Annotated in this window: 18 protein-coding genes and 1 pseudogene; 7 read left to right on the top strand and 12 right to left on the bottom strand. The window is 63.2% G+C overall.

Going from position 1 to position 19,780, the window contains the following annotated elements:
* The first annotated feature begins 1 nt into the window (after position 1).
* From ngg to PSEEN_RS06805, 3 genes are all read left to right on the top strand, one after another.
* Positions 2-1,747, top strand: coding sequence for an N-acetylglutaminylglutamine synthetase (ngg, locus tag PSEEN_RS06815; protein WP_011532753.1), 1,746 nt, complete (start codon positions 2-4; stop codon positions 1,745-1,747).
* 123 nt (positions 1,748-1,870) lie between these two features.
* Positions 1,871-3,055: an osmoprotectant NAGGN system M42 family peptidase gene (locus tag PSEEN_RS06810; protein ID WP_011532752.1), complete on the top strand. Its 1,185-nt coding sequence runs from the start codon at positions 1,871-1,873 to the stop codon at positions 3,053-3,055.
* A 178-nt stretch (positions 3,056-3,233) separates the two neighbouring features.
* On the top strand, positions 3,234-3,461 hold the full coding sequence (locus tag PSEEN_RS06805; RefSeq protein WP_011532751.1) for a YheU family protein: 228 nt from the start codon (positions 3,234-3,236) through the stop codon (positions 3,459-3,461).
* A gap of 5 nt (positions 3,462-3,466) precedes the next feature.
* Here PSEEN_RS06805 and csrA read toward each other — a convergent pair whose 3' ends face one another.
* A complete protein-coding gene (csrA, locus tag PSEEN_RS06800; protein ID WP_011532750.1) occupies positions 3,467-3,652 on the bottom strand; it encodes a carbon storage regulator CsrA in 186 nt (61 codons plus the stop codon).
* A 124-nt stretch (positions 3,653-3,776) separates the two neighbouring features.
* Positions 3,777-4,592, bottom strand: coding sequence for an SDR family oxidoreductase (locus tag PSEEN_RS06795; protein WP_011532749.1), 816 nt, complete (start codon positions 4,590-4,592; stop codon positions 3,777-3,779).
* A gap of 217 nt (positions 4,593-4,809) precedes the next feature.
* On the opposite strand from PSEEN_RS06795, the gene PSEEN_RS26980 reads away from it, so the two are divergent.
* Entirely contained in the window at positions 4,810-4,962 is a 153-nt protein-coding gene (locus PSEEN_RS26980) for a DUF3309 family protein (protein ID WP_009682861.1), read from the top strand.
* 210 nt (positions 4,963-5,172) lie between these two features.
* Here the strand turns inward: PSEEN_RS26980 and PSEEN_RS27245 are convergent.
* From PSEEN_RS27245 to PSEEN_RS06745, 9 genes and pseudogenes are all read right to left on the bottom strand, one after another.
* A pseudogene (locus PSEEN_RS27245) lies at positions 5,173-5,745 on the bottom strand (response regulator); the annotation flags it as partial.
* A gap of 161 nt (positions 5,746-5,906) precedes the next feature.
* Positions 5,907-6,533, bottom strand: coding sequence for a response regulator transcription factor (locus PSEEN_RS06780; RefSeq protein ID WP_011532747.1), 627 nt, complete (start codon positions 6,531-6,533; stop codon positions 5,907-5,909).
* A gap of 37 nt (positions 6,534-6,570) precedes the next feature.
* Positions 6,571-7,308, bottom strand: coding sequence for a hypothetical protein (locus PSEEN_RS06775; protein ID WP_011532746.1), 738 nt, complete (start codon positions 7,306-7,308; stop codon positions 6,571-6,573).
* A 131-nt stretch (positions 7,309-7,439) separates the two neighbouring features.
* Positions 7,440-8,621, bottom strand: coding sequence for a hypothetical protein (locus PSEEN_RS26910; protein WP_044487818.1), 1,182 nt, complete (start codon positions 8,619-8,621; stop codon positions 7,440-7,442).
* On the bottom strand, positions 8,621-11,125 hold the full coding sequence (locus tag PSEEN_RS06765) for a TcfC E-set like domain-containing protein (RefSeq protein WP_011532744.1): 2,505 nt from the start codon (positions 11,123-11,125) through the stop codon (positions 8,621-8,623). The genes PSEEN_RS26910 and PSEEN_RS06765 overlap by 1 nt, the downstream gene beginning before the upstream one ends.
* A 96-nt stretch (positions 11,126-11,221) precedes the next feature.
* Positions 11,222-11,701, bottom strand: a complete 480-nt coding sequence (locus PSEEN_RS06760) for a CS1 type fimbrial major subunit (protein ID WP_011532743.1) — start codon at positions 11,699-11,701, stop codon at positions 11,222-11,224.
* A 377-nt stretch (positions 11,702-12,078) separates the two neighbouring features.
* On the bottom strand, positions 12,079-13,743 hold the full coding sequence (locus PSEEN_RS06755) for a cation acetate symporter (RefSeq protein ID WP_011532742.1): 1,665 nt from the start codon (positions 13,741-13,743) through the stop codon (positions 12,079-12,081).
* Complete coding sequence (locus tag PSEEN_RS06750) at positions 13,740-14,051, bottom strand: DUF485 domain-containing protein (RefSeq protein ID WP_011532741.1); 312 nt, start codon at positions 14,049-14,051, stop codon at positions 13,740-13,742. The genes PSEEN_RS06755 and PSEEN_RS06750 overlap by 4 nt, the downstream gene beginning before the upstream one ends.
* A gap of 237 nt (positions 14,052-14,288) precedes the next feature.
* Entirely contained in the window at positions 14,289-15,137 is an 849-nt protein-coding gene (locus PSEEN_RS06745) for a glycine betaine ABC transporter substrate-binding protein (protein ID WP_011532740.1), read from the bottom strand.
* 249 nt (positions 15,138-15,386) lie between these two features.
* On the opposite strand from PSEEN_RS06745, the gene PSEEN_RS06740 reads away from it, so the two are divergent.
* On the top strand, positions 15,387-16,922 hold the full coding sequence (locus tag PSEEN_RS06740) for a glycoside hydrolase family 17 protein (protein ID WP_011532739.1): 1,536 nt from the start codon (positions 15,387-15,389) through the stop codon (positions 16,920-16,922).
* Positions 16,923-17,076: 154 nt separating this feature from the next.
* Here the strand turns inward: PSEEN_RS06740 and PSEEN_RS06735 are convergent, their stop codons facing one another.
* Positions 17,077-17,451 carry a hypothetical protein gene (locus PSEEN_RS06735; protein ID WP_011532738.1) on the bottom strand — a complete coding sequence of 125 codons (375 nt, stop codon included), beginning with the start codon at positions 17,449-17,451 and terminating at the stop codon, positions 17,077-17,079.
* A 218-nt stretch (positions 17,452-17,669) separates the two neighbouring features.
* Here PSEEN_RS06735 and PSEEN_RS06730 point away from each other — a divergent pair, with 218 nt between their 5' ends.
* Positions 17,670-18,968: an alpha/beta fold hydrolase family protein gene (locus PSEEN_RS06730; RefSeq protein ID WP_011532737.1), complete on the top strand. Its 1,299-nt coding sequence runs from the start codon at positions 17,670-17,672 to the stop codon at positions 18,966-18,968.
* The gene (locus tag PSEEN_RS06725; RefSeq protein ID WP_011532736.1) at positions 18,961-19,776 is read left to right on the top strand and encodes an MlaA family lipoprotein; all 816 of its coding nucleotides are present in this window, start codon (positions 18,961-18,963) and stop codon (positions 19,774-19,776) included. The genes PSEEN_RS06730 and PSEEN_RS06725 overlap by 8 nt, the downstream gene beginning before the upstream one ends.
* Positions 19,777-19,780: the final 4 nt, after the last annotated feature.

Genomic DNA, 19,780 nt, shown 5'->3' with positions numbered 1-19,780 from the left:
GATGAAAGCTCACGAAATCGCCTACGGGCAACGCCTGCTGCGCGGCCAGGCACCCTCCTACGAACGCCTGCAGGCGCGCCTGGCCGGTGACGGCAATCAGCCCCACGATCAGCCACGCGCGGTGCACTGTGGCTGGGGACGGCTGCTGATCGGGCACACCTATCCCGACCCGGTCGGCCTTGCCGAGGCCCTGCTGGAAGAACAGGCCGGCGAGCGCGACATCGCCTTGTACGTGGCCGCGCCCCAGCAAGTGCTGGCTCAAGCGCCACAACAGCTGTTCCTCGACCCGTCCGACACCCTGCGCCTGTGGTTCACCGATTACCGCCCGGCGCAACGGGTATTCCGCGGCTTCCGCATCCGCCGCGCGCAAGGCGCCGCCGACTGGCAGGCGATCAACACGCTGTACCAGGCGCGCGGCATGCTGCCGGTTGATCCTGAGTTGCTCACCCCACGCCACCTTGGCGGCCCGGTGTACTGGCTGGCCGAGGATGAAGACAGCAACGCCGTGATCGGCAGTGTCATGGGCCTGGACCATCACAAGGCCTTCGACGACCCCGAGCATGGTTGCAGCCTTTGGTGCCTGGCCGTCGACCCGCACTGCACGCGTCCAGGCGTCGGTGAAGTGCTGGTGCGCCACCTGGTCGAACACTACCTGAGCCGGGGCCTGGCCTACCTCGACCTCTCGGTGCTGCACGACAATCGCCAGGCCAAGCGCTTGTACCACAAGCTCGGTTTTCGCAACCTGCCGACGTTCGCGATCAAGCGCAAGAACGGTATCAACCAGCCGCTGTTCCTCGGGCCGGGGCCGGAAGCCGGGCTCAACCCCTATGCCCGGATCATCGTCGACGAGGCGCTGCGCCGCGGCATCGATGTGCAGGTGGACGATGCCGCCAGCGGCCTGTTCACCCTGAGCCTGGGGGGGCGGCGCATTCGCTGCCGCGAATCGCTCAGCGACCTGACCAGCGCCGTGACCATGACCCTCTGCCAGGACAAGTGCCTGACCCGCAAAGTGTTGCACGCCGCCGGTCTGCAAGTACCGGCGCAGCAATTGGCGGGCACCGCCGACGACAACCAGGCGTTCCTCGACGCGCATGGCGCGGTGGTGGTCAAGCCAGTGGATGGCGAACAAGGCCAAGGGGTAGCGGTGAACCTGGGCCGCCTCGACGAACTCGACCAGGCCATCGAACAGGCGCGGCGCTTCGACAGCCGCGTGTTGCTGGAGAGTTTTCACCCAGGCAGCGACTTGCGCATCCTGGTGATCGGCTATGAAGTGGTGGCCGCTGCCATCCGCCATCCGGCGCAGGTGATTGGCGACGGCAGGCACAACCTGCACGCGCTGATCGACGCCCAAAGCCGCAGGCGCCAGGCCGCCACGGGCGGTGAAAGCCGCATCCCCCTGGACGACGAGACCGAGCGCACACTCAAGGCCGCGGGCCTGGGCTACCACCATGTGCTGCCGGCCGGTCAGCGCCTGGCCGTGCGACGCACCGCCAACCTGCACACCGGCGGCACCCTGGAGGACGTGACCGCGCGCCTGCACCCGGTGCTGGCCGATGCCGCCGTGCGCGCCGCCCGCGCCCTGGAGATCCCGGTGGTGGGGCTGGATTTCATGGTTCGCGATGCCGAGCATCCGGACTACGTGATCATCGAAGCCAACGAGCGCGCAGGGTTGGCCAATCATGAGCCACAGCCCACCGCCGAACGATTCGTCGACCTGCTGTTTCCCCACAGCCGGCCAGTGGTATGAGCCCGTGCCGGCCTCTTCGCGGGCAAACCCGCTCCCACCCTGATGATCGGCACCGTACCTGTAGGAGCCGGCTTTGCCGGCGAAAGGGCCAGCAAACACGACACAAAGCCCAAGGAGCAGTCCATGCCCGCATGCCCCCCCGAACCCGACCTCGACTACCTGAAGAAAGTCCTGCTGGAGATGCTCGCCATCCCCAGCCCCACCGGTTTCACCGACACCATCGTGCGCTATGTGGCCGAGCGCCTGGACGAACTCGGCATCCCCTACGAGCTGACCCGCCGCGGCACCATCCGCGCCACCCTGAAGGGCCGTCAGAGCTCGCCCGACCGCGCCGTCTCGGCGCACCTGGACACCATCGGCGCCAGCGTGCGCCAGATGCAGGACAACGGCCGCCTGGCCCTGGCCCCGGTGGGCTGCTGGTCGAGCCGCTTCGCCGAGGGCAGCCGGGTCAGCGTGTTCACCGATACCGGCGTGATTCGCGGCAGCGTGCTGCCATTGATGGCCAGTGGGCACGCGTTCAATACCGCCATCGACCAGATGCCGATCAGTTGGGACCACGTGGAAGTGCGCCTGGACGCCTACTGCGCCACCCGCGCCGATTGCGAGGCGCTGGGTATCGCCATCGGTGACTGCGTGGCGTTCGACCCGCTGCCGGAGTTCACCGAAAGTGGCCATATCAGCGCCCGCCATCTGGACGACAAGGCCGGTGTGGCGGCCCTGCTGGCCGCGCTCAAGGCCGTGATGGAAAGTGGTCGCCAGCCGCTGATCGACTGCCACCCGCTGTTCACCATCACCGAAGAAACCGGCTCCGGTGCCGCGGCCGCCCTGCCCTGGGATGTCAGTGAGTTCGTCGGCATCGACATCGCCCCGGTGGCGCCGGGGCAGGCCTCCAGCGAACATGCGGTGAGCGTGGCCATGCAGGATTCGTCAGGTCCTTACGACTACCACCTGTCACGCCATTTGCTGAAGCTTGCCGGCGATCAAGGCCTGCCCGTGCGCCGTGACCTGTTCCGCTACTACTTCAGCGACGCCCATTCGGCGGTGACCGCGGGACACGATATCCGCACCGCCCTGGTAGCCTTCGGCTGCGACGCCACCCACGGCTACGAGCGCACCCATGTTGACAGCCTGGCGGCGCTCAGCCGGCTGCTATCGGGCTATCTGCTCAGCCCGCCAGTGTTCGCCAGCGACTCGCAGCCGGCCAATGCCTCGCTGGAGCGCTTCAGCCACCAGCTGGAGCACGATGCGCAAATGGAAAGCGAGACACGGGTACCGGCGGTGGACAGCCTGGTGGGTCACAAAGCTTGACTGCCCCCCTGTAGGAGCGGCTTTAGCCGCGATGCAGGCGACACGAAGCCTGGCACCCGCTTCGCGGGTGATCGCGGCTGAAGCCGCTCCTACAGGGCTCGCGCTGGATCAATGAGTGACTGCGCATGTCCGCAGATTTCACGTAGCATGCACCCATGCCCACCACTGCCCCCAGACCATGCTGATCCCCTACGACCAACTCGAAGCCGAAACCCTGACCCGCCTGATCGAGGACTTCGTCACCCGCGACGGCACCGACAACGGCGACGACACGCCCTTGGAAACCCGTGTACTACGCGTGCGCCAGGCGTTGGCCAAGGGCCAGGCATTCATCCTGTTCGACATGGAAAGCCAGCAATGCCAGCTACTGGCCAGGCATGAAGTGCCGCGCGAACTGCTGGACTGACCCCATCAGGCTTGCTGCTTGTCCCGGGCCAACGCCTTGATCCGCTTGTACACCTCGACCCGGTGCACCTCGACATGGCGAGGGGCCTGGATGCCGAAGCGCACCTGGCCATTTTCCACCGCCATCACCTGGATCTTGATGTCATCGGCGATGACAATCACCTCACCGATCTCGCGTCCGATTACCAACATGCTCCGATCCTCCAGCTCCAGGAAAAATCGGAGACTGCACCCAGGCCTTTTGCCTACTCAATCGTTCACCAGACAAAAAGACCGATCCTACTTACGTCGGTAATAGATCCTACAAAAACACCTCTCAATTGCCGCTTCTGCGTGACTTCGCTCGCATCTTGACGGCCATGTCCGCCATCTCGTCGTAGAGACGTTGCGGCGCCTGGCACTTGAGCTGCCAGGCTTGGCGCCCAGCCTCATGGGGCAGGATCAGGAACTCGCCCGCGGCCACCCGCCCATGAATGTGCTCGGCAATGTCGGCGGCACTGATGGGCGAACCTTCCAGCAATTTGCCGACCTGTGCCTTCATGGCCGGGTCCGGTCCACGAAACGAGTCGAGCAGGTTGGTCTGGAAGAACGACGGGCAGACCACATGCACCGCGACCTCCGACTGGCGCAGTTCCACCAGCAGGCTTTCCGACAGCGCCAGCACGCCGGCCTTGGCCACGTTGTAGTTGCTCATGCCCGGCCCCTGCATCAACGCAGCCATGGAAGCAATGTTGATGATCCGCCCCTTGCTGCGTTCCAGCAGCGGCAGGAAGGCCTTGCACCCCTTGACCACCCCCATCAGGTTGACCGCGATCTGCCAGTCCCAGTCCTCCAGCGACAACTCGGCGAAGAAACCGCCCGAAGCGACCCCGGCATTGTTGACGATCACGTCGATACCCGCGAACTTCTCCTCGCAGGCCTGGGCCAGGGCCGTGAGCTGGCTGTAGTCGCGCACGTCGCAGCGCTGGATGAAGCCATCGCCACCGGCCTCGCGCACCTGCTCCAGCGTCTCGCGCAACCCTGCTTCGTTGACATCGGCCAGCGCCAGGCGCCAGCCGTCACGGGCCCAGCGCAGGGCAATCTCGCGGCCAAGGCCGGAACCGGCACCGGTGATCATCATTCGGTTGTGCATGGGGAAAACAGGTCCTGATCAGTGGGAATGGGCTGGAGTCTAGCCACAACCCGAAGAGCCGCGGTGCGGCATCAGGATGCTGAATGAGAAGGCATTGGGGGCGGCGCTAGCGCAGTACACACAAGCCAATTGAATCTTTGCCTGCGCGCAATGGTCGCAATCAGTAAGCGGCCAGCATTCCGAGGCCCTTGACCCTCAATCACCCAAGGACTCCGCCATGACCACGATCCTGATCATCATCCTCATCCTGCTGCTGATCGGTGGCTTACCGGTCTTCCCGCACTCGCGCAGCTGGGGCTATGGCCCTTCCGGCATCGTCGGCGTGGTGCTCGTGGTGCTGTTGGTGTTGTTGCTGCTCGGCCGGATATGACGGGCGGATCACCCGCCCTGCTCTGCCAAGTGCAGACCGGGCGGGCGAGTGTCGCGCTTGGATGTTGCTTTGCCCGTAGCTGGCCTGATGACGATACAAACAGATCTCGAGCCGCCGCATCTGAAGGCTCGCCAAGCGCAAGTTGTCCATGACATCACTGATCGTGGCCTGTGTGGTGCTGCACTGGTCTTCGATCACCTGGCAGGCCCCGATCAGCGCTTGCGCCTTGATCATCCGCACGCTCCCCCTGATTCGGTGAGCGAGCAATCTCAGCCCGTGCAGGTCTCGATGCCGAGCACACTTGCACAGCAGCTTCAGATCATTGCGATTGGTGTCTATCAAAACCTGCAAAAGGCCACTCAACGACGTCGCGTCGCCTGCCGCCAAGCGCTCCAACTCGCTCATGTCCAACGCCCCCATGCCAAAGGCTCGCATACCCTCGCAGGACAAGAGCGAACTCAGCCGTGCCATCGACAAGGGCTTGGGCAGGCACCGGTCCATGCCTGCCGCAAGACAGCGCTGCGCGTCCACTGTTCGCCGTCGGACCGTCAGCCCAAGGATCACCACAGGAAAACACTGTCGCCGATATTCATGCAAACGCAACGCACGGGCGAATCGCCAGCCATCCATACCTGGCATTTCGCAGTCGCTCAGTACTACGTCGAATGGCGTTTCGAGGCACATTCGCAACGCCCGCCCACCGTCTTCTGCCTGGGTGACGGCATGGCCCAGACGCTGCAACTGAAGCGTCAGCAGCAGACGAGTCGCCGGGTGCCCATCCACCACCAGCACGCGCAGACGCCTGGTATTTGGCTGTGGCTGATCATGTAACCGTGAATCTGACAAGGGACGCTCAATTGGGCTGCAGGCGCAGGTGAAGCTGCTATCCGTCGCCTATCACTACCCTGTTGCGCCTGACGATGCCAACGCCCGCTCTGCGAGCATCAGATCAATCCATTACGTCGAGCGATATCCGCCATGTCGATGACCGAACCCACCTTGAGTTTTTCGATAAGGCGGGTCTTGTAGGTACTGATGGTCTTGTTGCTCAGCAACATGGCCTCGCCGATGGCCTTGTTGCTCAAGCCTCGTGCCAAATGCTGCAGGATGACCAGTTCGCGATTGGTGAGGCTGGCCAGTGCCTGCGCCTCGTTCAACTGAACATCACGCCGATCGACCGAACTGAGGGCAACATCCGGGAAGTAGGTGTAACCCGACAGCACGGCCATGATCGCCTTGCTCAGGGTTTGCAGGCTCTCGGTCTTGGAGACGAATCCAGATGCCCCTGCCTTCATACAGCGCAACGAGAAGTTTTCGGTAAGTTGCGACGTCAGTACCACGACCTTGGCAGGGCGCGGCATTGCCTTGATCCGGGCAATCACTTCCAGCCCATCGAGGCCCGGTATGAGCAGGTCGAGAATAATGACGTCGGGCATACGCTCACGGGCCAGCACGATAGCATCGATACCGTTGTCCGCCTGCCCGACGACCTCCAGGTTGTCCATGCGCAATTGCATGCACACGCTGCTGCGAATGAAGGGATGATCGTCCACCACTAGTGCTGTGTACATTCCCTGCCTCCCAGTGCTGGCAGTCTCCCCGCTGCCCTCATCGCCCCACCACCACATCCCTGCGTTCGCTCCCCTCATGAAGCTCGAACTGATAGAAACGCCCGGTATCCACGGAGAACTGGCGGTTGCGCCCAGGCAACAGGTGATGCTTGATGGCCGTGTCGCATTTATTGCCGGTGATATCGCACTGGCGGAAGTGGTCCAGCACTACGGTTGCATTGCCCTCATTGGTCACATGCAGAGTGCCATCCCGGTGATCCACGGGAGTCTGGTAGCGAGCCTCGGATGGTTTGACGAACAGCAGTGTTCCATAGCCTGCCAGCACATTGACCCCGGCCTTGAAGCTGTTCTTGTAGTCTTGCGCCTCGGCTTCGGACACCGCGAAACCGTCACGCTGCTCTGGTAATACCGGAATGAAACGCAAACGGAAATACCGCTCCTTGACACGCTCCCCCCGGTACAGCAGACGAACGGACTGCATGCCACGCGCTGGCACGATCAGACGTGCCGGGCTGGCAATCAAGCCGCGGGCCTCCAGTGGCAGCGTATCCTGATCGACCTCACGGGCGCTGCCATCGTCGTCATAGACTAGCTCGGCGACACTGACCTTGACGAACGCCGTGCTGTCGCCACCATTGCGCACACGCTTGAGCACCGTACTGCGGGCAGCATCGAGGTAATCGTACAACCCACCCACGTTGAGTGCGGGCGTGGCCAGCAACGGCAAGGGGAACAGTAGGCCGAGGGCGGCCAGCAGGAAGGGACGGATGGTCATTGAAAACGGTCCTCTCGCAGGGTTTTCGCACTGATGAACGACGCCGTTGCATTGTTCATGCTTGTGCCGACGAAGATTGATTCAACCTTTCCCAAAGAATCTTCGGAAATTTCCCAAATCGCCCCAGCCCCCTAAAGCTCCGCATCGAACACCACCGTCACCTGCCCTTGATAGGTTGTACCCGCATGCACGACCATCTCCCCCACACCCGCCTGTCGCACTTGAAAATGCAGTTGCCCTGGCTGATCGAACAGCAGGTGCTGCGGGTTGAACACGGGAGCCCCCGTTGCACCAGTGCTCAACGGAACATGTCGTGCAGCGCCACCGCCATGCTGGACATTGCTCGGCAGCGACAGGCTGACCTCCACCGGTACGGCATGGTGCATCGGGTTGCGTATGCCGCAATGCGCCCCCATGTCGAACTCGCAACGCTTGTAGACTTTGAAAGGGCCGGAAGACCAGATCCTGAATGGCAGGTCGCGCTCCAACCGCGATGGCACACCACGCCCTCCCAAGTAAGCCTGCCAGCCCCCAGGAGGTTCGAGCACGGCGCGATCCGAACCCGGAGGGAAACGCAGGTAGAGGTCGTGCCTGACGTCCAGGTCCAGGTGCACGGTCAGCACACGGTCATTGAGCCCTGAGACATTGTTGCCAAAGGCGAAATCTGCATCCGCCCCCACCGTAAACTGGGTGCTGCCTCGGTAAGTCCCCTGGGGCATGCCGATGGGGCGCGGCATGATCAAGCTGTAAGTGGTACCGGCCAGCCCCACTTCGCTTTCGACCTGATCCTCGTCCTCACCTCTGACGGAGTCGCTGTAGCAGGGCTGTGGGTCCCGGGGATCGTTCACCGACCAGAGAAAACGCCCGTAGGCGCCAAAGTTGAGGCTGTTACTGATACGTATCGCACAGCCTCCCTCCAGGTCGAAGATCGGTACATCCGCTGTACCTCGGGTACGCTGCAGCTCCAGGCTGAACTCCTGGAATTCGAGGGTGACCGGATAGCTGTCCAACGTCGACTGGTTGACCACCGTCACTGTTCGCCGCGGGGGAAGTCTCACGAATAGTCGGTCTCGTGGATCCGCCGCGCGTTTGCTCGTGGTCTTGAGAAAGCTGATCGGCAAGTCCACCGTATCCTTTGTGCACATCACCGGCCAGCGTCCGCAGAAATCGGCCCTCGGTGTCGTGTTCTCGAACTGCCCGGCGGCATCGCCCATGTATCGGGCCGAAAGCGTCACGTCCACCGCCCAGGCTGAAGACAGGCTGCTTGCCGCGAGGCCTAGCATGCCCAACAGTAATGTCCTGGCCTGCTTCATCAAATCGTTTCTCCTTGCTCCGATGCCCCAAGCACCGCCAACCCTTGCTTCTCGCACGGCAGGTCACCGACCAGCAGCACATCGTCTTCGCGCGCATGGGCCATCAGGTCCAGCGACACATTGCAGAGGGGTTGCCCCCTGTAGCGGATTTCCAGGGTCGGCGTGGACTCGCTCAACTGCACGGCGAAGTGCCCACCCGCCTCGCTGACGCTCCGGCTGGCATGATTGATCACCATGGCACCCGCCAGGGGCTGGCCCTGCGCATCCAACAACCGCCCCAGCACCGTGACGGTACGCACGACACGAATCTGGTGGTAATCGACACCGCCCCGATTGAGGTGGTAATCGAGGCTGGAAGGCTGGATGACCGCCGAGGGGTCGTGTGCCTGGGCAAAATCGAACTGTACATGCCCGCTACGGTAAGCTCTGACCGGCACGACGTTGCGCCCTGGATGCAGTGTGGTGCTCACGCCCAGGAAATCGTCACCGCGCAGTGCCAGGCCGGGCAGGTCGCTGTCGACATCGATGATCAGGCCGGCCTCCTGCGGCACGAACTGGCCGGACATCGCCATGCTGCCAGCGCCGAATGCCACCAGGCTCTGCAGGTTCAGGCCAGCGCTGAGTTCACCGTTATAGGACGAGGTTTGTGCATAGGCATCCCCGTGCAGGGTCTGGCTCTGGAACTGGGCGTTGCCTGAGTAGCCGGTCCCGTAGCGGTCCACGGTAAGCGTGCCGCCCACACTGCGCACAGCCCCCAGTGCGACATCCTGCTGATAGGACAATGACGCGTTCTGGTCCCGTCCACCGTCCCGGGAGGTCCGTGTCCCCAGGCTCGCGCCCAGCCGCCGCCCCGGCCCGCCAAGGCTCATGCTCAGGCTAAGGTTGATGCCTCGGCTGCGTTGCTCGCCGGTACTGAGGGTGCCCGGGCGATCAAACACCGACACACGCCAGTTCGCCTCGGATCCGAGCAGCTTTCCGTAGTAGGAAAAGCCCAGGTCGGCACCGGTACCACTCTCAGCCCCCGTGCCATGCGCCAGGCGCAACGTGGCTGTGCTGCGAGGCGTCAGCCGATGGTTATAGGACAGGGAGGTCTGACGAATGTCCTCTTGTCGGCGTAGCGCCTGGCGCACCGAAGCGGAGGCATCGACACGGCTGCGGCTGTGGCTCAGCACCAGCGAACCCTGGTCATGGTTCAACACGGCTTGCAGGTCATGACCGTCACCACGCCCCTGACTCTGGTAGAAATTGCCGTACAGCTTGAGGCGGTCCAGCGCGTCCCAATCCAGCGACACCCCGTATTGCATGGACTCGTCGACCTGTTGGGCCGACATCCCCACAATTGCCCGAGGGTGCAACAGGTAATTGGTCATCACCCCTGCGGCCAGGCTCTGCTCACGACTGTCCTGCCAATTGCTCAACAGGGTCTGCTGTTGCCCCAGGTAGACGTTGTAGCGCCAGCGGCTATCGGTGTTGCCCCAGCTGCTTGGCTTGTAGACGAACGCTTCGCTGCGCGAAGTCTCCTGGCCGTCCTCGAGCAGGCGAATCTCGACCTCGTAGATGCCACCAGGCAGCACCCGGGTATTGAGTGCCTGCAACCCAGGCTGGACCGGCTGGCTGTTGATCAGCACGCCATTGCGATAGATCTCGACCACACCTTGGCGATTGGGCGTGACGTAGATAGGGGTGGCACTGGGCTGGCCGTTTTCGATCAACAGGCTGTCGCTGCTGCCGAACATGAGCCCCAAGGTGGTGTCGGGGTTGCTGCCATACAGTCGGGGTTGACGGGTCAAGCCCTGGGCGCCTGGCGTGAAGTAGCCCAGGCGGTAAAAGTGTTCATCGCTCAGCCGCTCAGCATAGAGCTGGTCGAGTCGATGTCGGGTGCCCTGACGCTCGTCGCTGCCACGGTCGGCCTGGGCATCGGCCAGTACCGTCCAGTTGCCGACACTGCCCTGCCCCTGCACGGCGTAGCGGCCTGTCGTGTCGGTGCCACTGCCCAGAACGTTGAGCTGGTTGCGTAGCAACAGCCCATGGCTGCCGTGCTCCGGCAACGCATGAAATTTCGCGGCCCCGTCACCCTGCTCGACATTGTGGGTCAGGAGCGACAACTGCGAATTGACCAGGCTGTAATGCACCGCTCGCAAACCATCGGCGCAATCGCGGGAACAATCACCCAAGGGACGTCCGGCAGCCAGGCGCTCATGCCAGCGGCGGCGTACCACCGCTGGTTCCTGACTCTCCTGGGTATCGGTGAACTCGAGCAACTGGACCCGCATATCACGCGACAGCACCACCATCGCGTCCCCCAGGTAACGGCCATCCAGATCGACCCTGACCGCCAGCGGCACATCGAAAAAGTGAGCCTCGAAATCCCGTGGCAGCCCCTGAGTAGGAATCATCGCCGCCAGCCCGCCGGTGGCGGGCTCAGCCAGGGCCGGGCGCGCCAGACAGGCGAGAACAGCCAGCCCGCCATAAAGGCAGGCACAAGAGAAATGAAGGTTTGCCATGACAGCCTGCAAGCAACCCGACTCGCCCTGCAGCCAGCAATGCTGAAAGGCGAGAGGGGATAACGGATGAAGGATTGATTCAGTCAAACGACCGGATCAAGGCGCGGCGGTTTCGAACACCATGCTGACCAGCCCTTGATAGCTGCCCGGCACATAGCTGCCGCTGCTGGCGGGCAGCGCGGCGATCTGGAAGCCGACAACCGCACCCGCATTGGCCTTGGTTTCGTCGATCACCTCGGTGGACGTGGTGGACAACGAAGTACCGGCGACCTTCACATCCAGGTCGATGCCTTCAGCGCCGCTGGAGATGACCGCTGGCGACAGCAGGTAAGCGGCGATGGGGCCGATGGTGCTTTTGACCTGCAACTGCTTGTCGATGGTGTCGAAGGTCCCCTGGTTCGAGTTCCATTGCAGCTCTTGCGGATCGTTCATCCAGTTCCCACCCACCGGCTCGACGAAGAACGCGGCGGTTGGCACGGTGGCAATCACCTGGACCTGCTTCTCGATCGGGTCGGCGGCAACGGCGGCGCCAGTAACAAAGGCGGCGAGAGGAAGGGCAAGAAACAAAGCTTTCACGAAATGATCTCCTATCGATCGGCTGACAACGCGCCAGCCAATGAGTCCAGGACGGCGACTTGCCGCTGGTGAGGGGATTATTCGTGGTTCCTGGCCGGCGGCCTTTAGGACCGCTCCGAGTGGCGCTAGGAAACTTCCCAGGGAAACGTCCCTCTTCAAACCGTCCCTTTCAAGGTCTTTGGCCGCGAGGTAATTGAACGGGTGGCGGTGGCCAGGTGCTTGGTGGTGGCACTTGCAGTGCCCTGGAGATTGAGCGCCGCGCGGGCGGCGCTCGATCTCACAAGCGCTGCAACGCTCCCGCCGAACACCTTGAAAGCGCGCCTCTTGAAACAAAAACGCCCCGGCAAGCCGGGGCGTCGTTCAGCCAGTTCGATCGATCAGTGAGAAACCGCCCCGCTCGCCCCCAGGCCAGTCTGCGAACGCACGAACTGCGGGTAGAACAGCGCCCGCTCGTCGTCGGCGGCCTTGGACTTGTCGGTGACCGAGAAGAACCAGATACCGGCGAAGGCGATGATCATCGAGAACAGCGCCGGGTACTCGTACGGGTAGATGGCTTTCTCGTGGCCGAGGATCTGCACCCAGATGGTCGGGCCGAGGATCATCAGGCCCACCGCGCTGACCAGCCCCATCCAGCCACCGATCATGGCGCCGCGGGTGGTCAGCTTCTTCCAGTACATCGAGAGCAGCAGCACCGGGAAGTTGCAGCTGGCGGCGATGGAGAAGGCCAGGCCGACCATGAAGGCGATGTTCTGCTTCTCGAACAGGATACCCAGGCCGATCGCCAGCACGCCCAGGGCGACGGTGGTGATCTTCGACACGCGGATCTCGTCCTTGTCGTTGGCCTTGCCCTTGCGCCAGACGCTGGCGTACAGGTCATGGGACACCGCCGAGGCACCGGCCAGGGTCAGGCCGGCGACCACCGCCAGGATGGTGGCGAAGGCCACCGCCGAGATGAAGCCGAGGAACACGCTGCCACCCACGGCATCGGCCAGGTGCACCGCCGCCATGTTGTTGCCGCCGATCAGGGCGCCGGCGGCGTCCTTGAAGTCAGGGTTGGTGCTGACCAGCAAGATCGCGCCAAAGCCAATGATGAAGGTCAGGATGTAGAAGTAGCCGATGAAACCGGTGGCATAGAGTACGGACTTGCGGGCTTCCTTGGCATCGCTGACGGTAAAGAAGCGCATCAGGATGTGCGGCAAGCCGGCGGTACCGAACATCAGCGCCAGGCCGAGGGAGAACGCCGAGATCGGGTCCTTGACCAGGCCGCCCGGGCTCATGATCGCCTCGCCCTTGGCGTGCACCTTGATCGCCTCGGAGAACAGGGTGTTGAAATCAAAGCCCACGTGCTTCATCACCATCAGCGCCATGAAGCTGGCACCGGACAGCAGTAGCACCGCCTTGATGATCTGCACCCAGGTGGTGGCCAGCATGCCGCCGAACAGCACGTACAGGCACATCAGGATACCGACCAGGATCACCGCCACGTGGTAGTCCAGGCCGAACAGCAGCTCGATGAGCTTGCCGGCACCGACCATCTGGGCGATCAGGTAGAACGCCACCACCACCAGCGAACCGGAGGCCGACAGGGTGCGGATTTCCTTCTGCCCGAGGCGATACGAGGCCACGTCGGCGAAGGTGTACTTGCCCAGGTTTCGCAGGCGTTCGGCGATCAGGAACAGGATGATCGGCCAGCCGACCAGGAAACCGATCGAGTAGATCAGGCCGTCGTAGCCGGAGGTGAACACCAGTGCGGAAATGCCAAGGAACGACGCCGCCGACATGTAGTCACCGGCGATCGCCAGGCCGTTCTGGAACCCGGTGATCTTGCCGCCGGCCGCATAGTAGTCGGCGGCCGACTTGTTGCGCTTGGAGGCCCAGTAGGTAATGCCCAGGGTGAAGGCGACGAAGGCCACGAACATGGCGATCGCCGCGACGTTCAGCGGCTGCTTCTGCACCTCGCCGGTCAGGGCATCGGCTGCCCACACGGCGGGTGCGAAAGCGCCGCAGGCCAGGATGGCCACGGTTTTCATGTGACGGATCATTGCTTGGCCTCCTCGAGGATCGCCTTGTTCAACTCATCGAATTCGCCGTTGGCGCGACGCACGTAGATGGCGGTGAGCACGAACGCCGAGAGGATCAGGCCGACGCCCAGGGGAATGCCCCAGGTGATCGACGAATCGGGGCTGAGCTTGGTGCCCAGCACGTGCGGGCCATAGGCGATGAGGAGGATGAAGGCGCAGTAGAGGCCGAGCATGATCGCCGAGAGAATCCAGGCGAAGCGCTCGCGTTTGGTGACCAGTTCCTTGAAGCGTGGACTGTTCTGTATCGATTGATAAATGCTGTCGTTCATTGTTTTTGTCCTAGCAGCACAGAGTAGGGAGAACCCGACTCCAACTTTATGCTGCCGTTGGACGCCAACCAGACGACCTTAGTCTTAGATGCAACGGTGTTTTACAGATTTCGCAACAACCGTTCGCCTTGTAGGAGCGGCTTTAGCCGCGATGCAGGCATCGCGGTGCCTGGCACCCGCTTCGCGGGTGATCGCGGCTGAAGCCGCTCCTACAGCAGGCATATCAAATAAGTCTAACTACTTGCCGGTCCACTCCTTGACCCGCTCCGGATGCTTGGCCACCCAGTCCTTGGCCGCCGCTTCGGGCTTGGCGCCTTCCTGAATCGCCAGCATCACCTCGCCGATCTCATCCTTCGACTGCCATTGGAACTTCTTCAGGAACTCGGCCACTTCCGGGGCCTTGCCCGCCAGTTCCTTGCTGCCGATGCTATTGACCGTCTCCGCGGCGCCATACACGCCTTTGGGGTCTTCGAGGAACTTCAGCTTCCACTTGGCGAACATCCAGTGCGGTACCCAACCGGTCACCGCGATGGATTGATTCTTGGCATACGAGCGCCCCAGTTCAGCGGTCATCGCCGCACCGGAACTGGCGGTCAGCTTGTAGCCAGTCAAGTCATAGTCCTTGATCGCCTGCTCGGTCTTGAGCATCACCCCGGAGCCTGCGTCGATACCGACGATCTTCTGTTTGAAGCTCTGATCGGTCTTGAGGTCCTCGATGCTGTTGGCCTTGACGTACTCGGGGACGATCAGGCCGATCTTGGCATCCTTGAAGTTGGGCCCGTAGTCGACGACGCTGTCCTTGTTCTTGGCCCAGTACTCACCATGGGTGACCGGCAGCCAGGCAGAAAGCATGGCGTCGAGCTTGCCGGTGGCCACGCCCTGCCACATGATCCCGGTGGCCACGGCCTGCAGCTTCACGTCGTAACCGAGCTTCTGCCTGATGACTTCGGCGGCCACGTTGGTGGTCGCCACACTGTCGGACCAACCATCCACGTAACCGATGCTCACTTCTTTGGCCATTGCCTGCGCAGTGCTCATGGCCAATACCAGGGCGGTGCCCACCCCCAGGAAACGTCGCATACTCATCAAAGCATCCCCTCGTCAGGTCTTGGAGACTGCATCATCGACCTGCCCCGGCGCGCGACCTGCTCTGGCAGCGACCTCCAGCGAACGATCAGCGACAGCACTGTGCCATTAACGCCATGCTGCCGTGACGGCCTGCGCGATCCTTGCATGCCAAAGGCTTGGCGCCGGGCTACTATCACAGCCTTTGGCCGACGTGTACCGGCCCTATCGCCGGCAAGGCCGGCTCCTACAGGGGAACGTGATCGCCCGATGCTCCGCACGACCTACCTGCTTGCCTGTCTGTTTGCCCTCACCTGCCTTGGCGCCCTCTGGTATGGCCTGGGCAAGCCGGTGCACCTGCCTGATGCGGCCAGCCCGACGCACAAGCTGCAGTGCGCCTCCTACACCCCGTTCGACAAGGACCAATCGCCGTTCGACCAACCGTTCCGCCTGCGCCCGGCGCGCATGGACGCCGATCTGGCGCTGCTGGCCGAGCGCTTCCAGTGCATCCGTACCTACTCGATGACCGGCCTGGAAGCGATCCCGGCACTGGCGCGCAAGCATGGCCTGAAGGTGATGCTCGGTGCCTGGGTCAATGCCAACCCGGTGGACACCGACAAGGAGATCGACCTGCTGATCGCCGCGGCCAACGCCAACCCGGACGTGGTCAGCGCGGTGATCGTCGGTAACGAGGCGCTGCTGCGCAAGGAGGTGACCGGCGAGCGCCTGGCGGCACTGATAGGCAAGGTGAAAAGCCAGGTGAGCGTGCCGGTGACCTACGCCGATGTCTGGGAGTTCTGGCTGCAGCACCCGCAGGTGGCGCCGGCGGTGGACTTCCTCACCATCCACCTGCTGCCCTACTGGGAGGATGACCCGCGCGGCATCGACGCGGCGCTGGCCCATGTGGCCGAGGTGCGCCAGGTATTCGGTAACCGCTTCGCGCCCAAGGACATCCTGATCGGCGAGACCGGCTGGCCCAGCGAGGGACGCCAGCGCGAGACAGCCGTGCCCAGCCGGGTCAACGAAGCGCGCTTCATTCGCGGCTTCGTGGCCCTGGCCGAAGCCAATGGCTGGCACTACAACCTGATCGAAGCCTTCGACCAACCGTGGAAGCGCGCCAGCGAAGGCGCCGTTGGCGGCTACTGGGGCCTGTACGACGCCGACCGCCAGGACAAGGGCGTGCTCGAAGGGCCGGTCAGCAACCTGGCGCTGTGGCCGCAATGGTTGCTGGCCAGCGTGCTGCTGATGCTGGCCACCCTGGCCCTGGCCGGGCGCCCGGCCAATGCCCGCGCCGCCTTGCTGCTACCGCTGCTGGCAGCCCTGGGCACCGGTAGCCTGGGGTTATGGGGCGAACTGATGCGCACCAATGCTCGTTTTGCCGGGGAATGGCTGTGGGCCGAGGCCCTTACCGGGCTGAACCTGCTGGTGCTGGCCCAGGGCGCGCTGGCCCTGGCCCGACGCGAGGGTTGGCGCCAACGGTTGTTCGCCTGGCTCGAGCGCAATGGCGGCACCTGGTTGCTGGCGGCAGGGTTTGCCGCGGCGGTGAGCATGCTGGCGATGGTGTTCGACCCACGCTATCGCAGCTTCCCCAGCGCGGCGCTGCTGCTGCCGGCAGTGGTGTACCTGCTGCGGCCCGTGGCTGCGCGGCGGGCGGAGGTAGCATTGCTGACGTTCATTGTCGGGGCTGGTATTGCGCCGCAGCTGTTCCAGGAGGGGTTGAGCAATCAGCAAGCCTGGGGGTGGGCAGTGGTCAGCGTGATGATGACCGGTGCATTGTGGCGCAGCCTGCGTTTGCGCAAGGTGTGACATGGATAGCAGTCCCGGTGGGAGCGGCCTTGTGTCGCGAAAGGGCTGCACAGCAGCCCCGGCAACTACAGCGGCACCAACTTAATCCCTGGGCCGCCTTGCGGCCCTTTCGCGACACAAGGCCGCTCCCACAGGAACTGTGCAATGCGTAGGCCTATCGTCGATCCGGTAAAGCGCGCCGAACCAGGCGCAACCCCGCCAGCACCACCGTGAACACCGCGATACTGGCGGTATAGAGCACCAGCGCCGGGACACCGAAAACCAAGGCCAGCACCGCCAGCCACCAACCCAGCCTTGCCGGAAGCAGCTGGGCGATCAACGCCAGCCCCAATCCAACCCAGGCAATCACCTGGAAGTGAATCGCCAACCCCAGCAGCGAGCGCACCTGGCACTGCCAATATTCGCTCGGCACCGTGCACAAGCCAACCCAACTGGCATCTTCCATCAACCCATAGCGCACGCCATAACTGGCGGCCAGCCAAAGCAGCAGGAACAGCATCAGGGCAACGACCGGAAGCGACCGAGACATGCCGTTCTCCAATAGCGGTAATCGAAACGCCGCATGATCGCCCAAGGCGCGATGCAAGGCAAAATCACCCGCCTGCAGCTATGTTGCACAAGACAAACATTGCCCGGCGCGGCAACATCTGGCGCGACAAAGGCATGAACGGCGGCAACTTTGCCTGGCCAGCCGTGGTCCTAGCCTGCGTATTGATTGCACGACCTTGCGTTTTCCTGGGGGATTTCATGCTTCGACCTTTGCGCCTCGCCGCCCTGCTTGGCGGCCTGCTCATGGCTGCGGCCGCCCTGGCGCGGGACATCGACGCCGCGAGCTACGGCTACCCGTTGACCAACCCGTTCGAGGCGACCATCGCCACCACGCCGCCGGACCATCGCCCGACGCTGCCCAGCGACGACGACATCGACCAGGCCGACTACAGCCTCACGCTACGCCCCGAGCGCGAATTCACCCTGCCCGACAACTTCTGGTCGGTGAAGAAGCTGCGCTATCGCCTGGCCAGGCAAGATCACGAGGCACCGCTGATCTTCCTGATCGCTGGCACCGGCGCGCCCTATTCCAGCAGCATCAACGAGTACCTGAAGAAGCTGTTCTACCAGGCCGGCTACCACGTGGTGCAACTGTCCTCGCCCACCAGCTGGGACTTCATGAGCGCCGCCTCGCGCTTCGCCACCCCTGGGGTGACCAGCGAGGATGCAAAGGACCTGTACCGGGTCATGCAGGCGGTGCGCGCGCAGCACCCGCGCCTGCCGATCAGTGAGTACTACCTCACCGGCTATAGCCTGGGGGCGCTGGACGCAGCGTTCGTCAGCAAGCTGGACGAAACCCGCCAGAGCTTCAAGTTCAAGCGCGTGCTGCTGCTCAACCCGCCAGTCAACCTGTACACCTCGGTCACCAACCTGGACAAACTGGTGCAAACCCGGGTCAAGGGCATCGACAAGAGCACCACCTTCTACGAACTGATGCTGGAAAAGCTCACCCGCTACTTCCAGGACAAGGGCTACATCGACCTCAACGACGCCCTGCTGTACGACTTCCAGAAGTCCCGCGAGCACCTGTCCAACGAGCAGATGGCCATGCTCATCGGCACCTCGTTCCGCTTCTCGGCAGCCGACATCGCCTTCACCTCCGACCTGATCAACCGCCGCGGCCTGATCATCCCGCCGAAGCTGCCTATCACCGAGGGCAGCAGCCTGGAGCCGTTCTTCAAGCGCGCCCTGCAATGCGACTTCGACTGCTACATCACCGAGCAGGTGATACCGATGTGGCGTGCGCGTACCGATGGCAACAGCGTGTTGCAACTGATCGACCAGGTCAGCCTCTACGCGCTGGAAGACTACCTGCGCAACAGCCCGAAGATCGCCGTGATGCACAACGCCGACGACGTGATCCTCGGCCCCGGCGATATCGGTTTCCTGCGCCGGGTGTTCGGCGACCGTCTCACGCTCTACCCCCATGGCGGCCATTGCGGCAACCTCAACTACCGCGTCAACAGCGACGCCATGCTGGAGTTCTTCCGTGGTTAACAGACTGCTGCTCGTCACCGCCCTGCTCGCCAGCGGCTGCGCCCTGGCCGAGGAGACCGCGCCGCGTGCCAGCGTGGTCGAATCCGAAACCATCGGCACCCTCTCGGCGGAAACCGACGGTTTCCTCGACCCGCTGCGTGAACTGAAATTCAACCCGGGTCTGGACCAGCGCGAGTTCGAACGCTCGACCCTGGCCGCACTGAATGTGTACGACCCGCTGGAATCGATGAACCGGCGCATCTATCACTTCAACTACCGCTTCGACGAGTGGGTGTTCCTGCCGGTGGTCAATGGTTACCGCTACGTCACGCCAGGCTTCGTGCGTACCGGCGTCAGCAACTTCTTCAGCAACCTAGGGGATGTGCCCAACCTGTTCAACAGCGTGCTGCAGCTCAAGCCCAAGCGTTCGGCGGAAATCACCGCGCGGCTGATGTTCAACACGATCATTGGCGTGGGTGGATTGTGGGACCCGGCCACCAAGATGGGGTTGCCGAAACAGAAGGAGGACTTCGGCCAGACCCTCGGCGTCTATGGCGTGCCGGAAGGGCCGTACATCATGCTGCCGATCCTGGGGCCTTCGAACCTGCGCGACACCACCGGGCTGGTGGTGGACTACGTGGGCGAGCGGGAGCTCAACTTCCTCAACATGGCCGAGGCGGCCGAGGAGCACCCCGAGATCACCCTGCTGCGCGTGATCGACCTGCGCTACACCAACAACTTCCGCTACGGGCAGACCAACTCGCCGTTCGAGTACGAGAAGCTGCGCTACGTGTACACCCAGGCGCGCAAGTTGCAGATCGCCGAATAGCTGC

The organism is Pseudomonas entomophila L48 (genome assembly GCF_000026105.1).
GTDB lineage: Bacteria > Pseudomonadota > Gammaproteobacteria > Pseudomonadales > Pseudomonadaceae > Aquipseudomonas > Aquipseudomonas entomophila.
The sequence above is the reverse complement of the archived record's forward strand: the minus strand, read 5'-3'. Positions and strand labels throughout refer to the sequence as shown.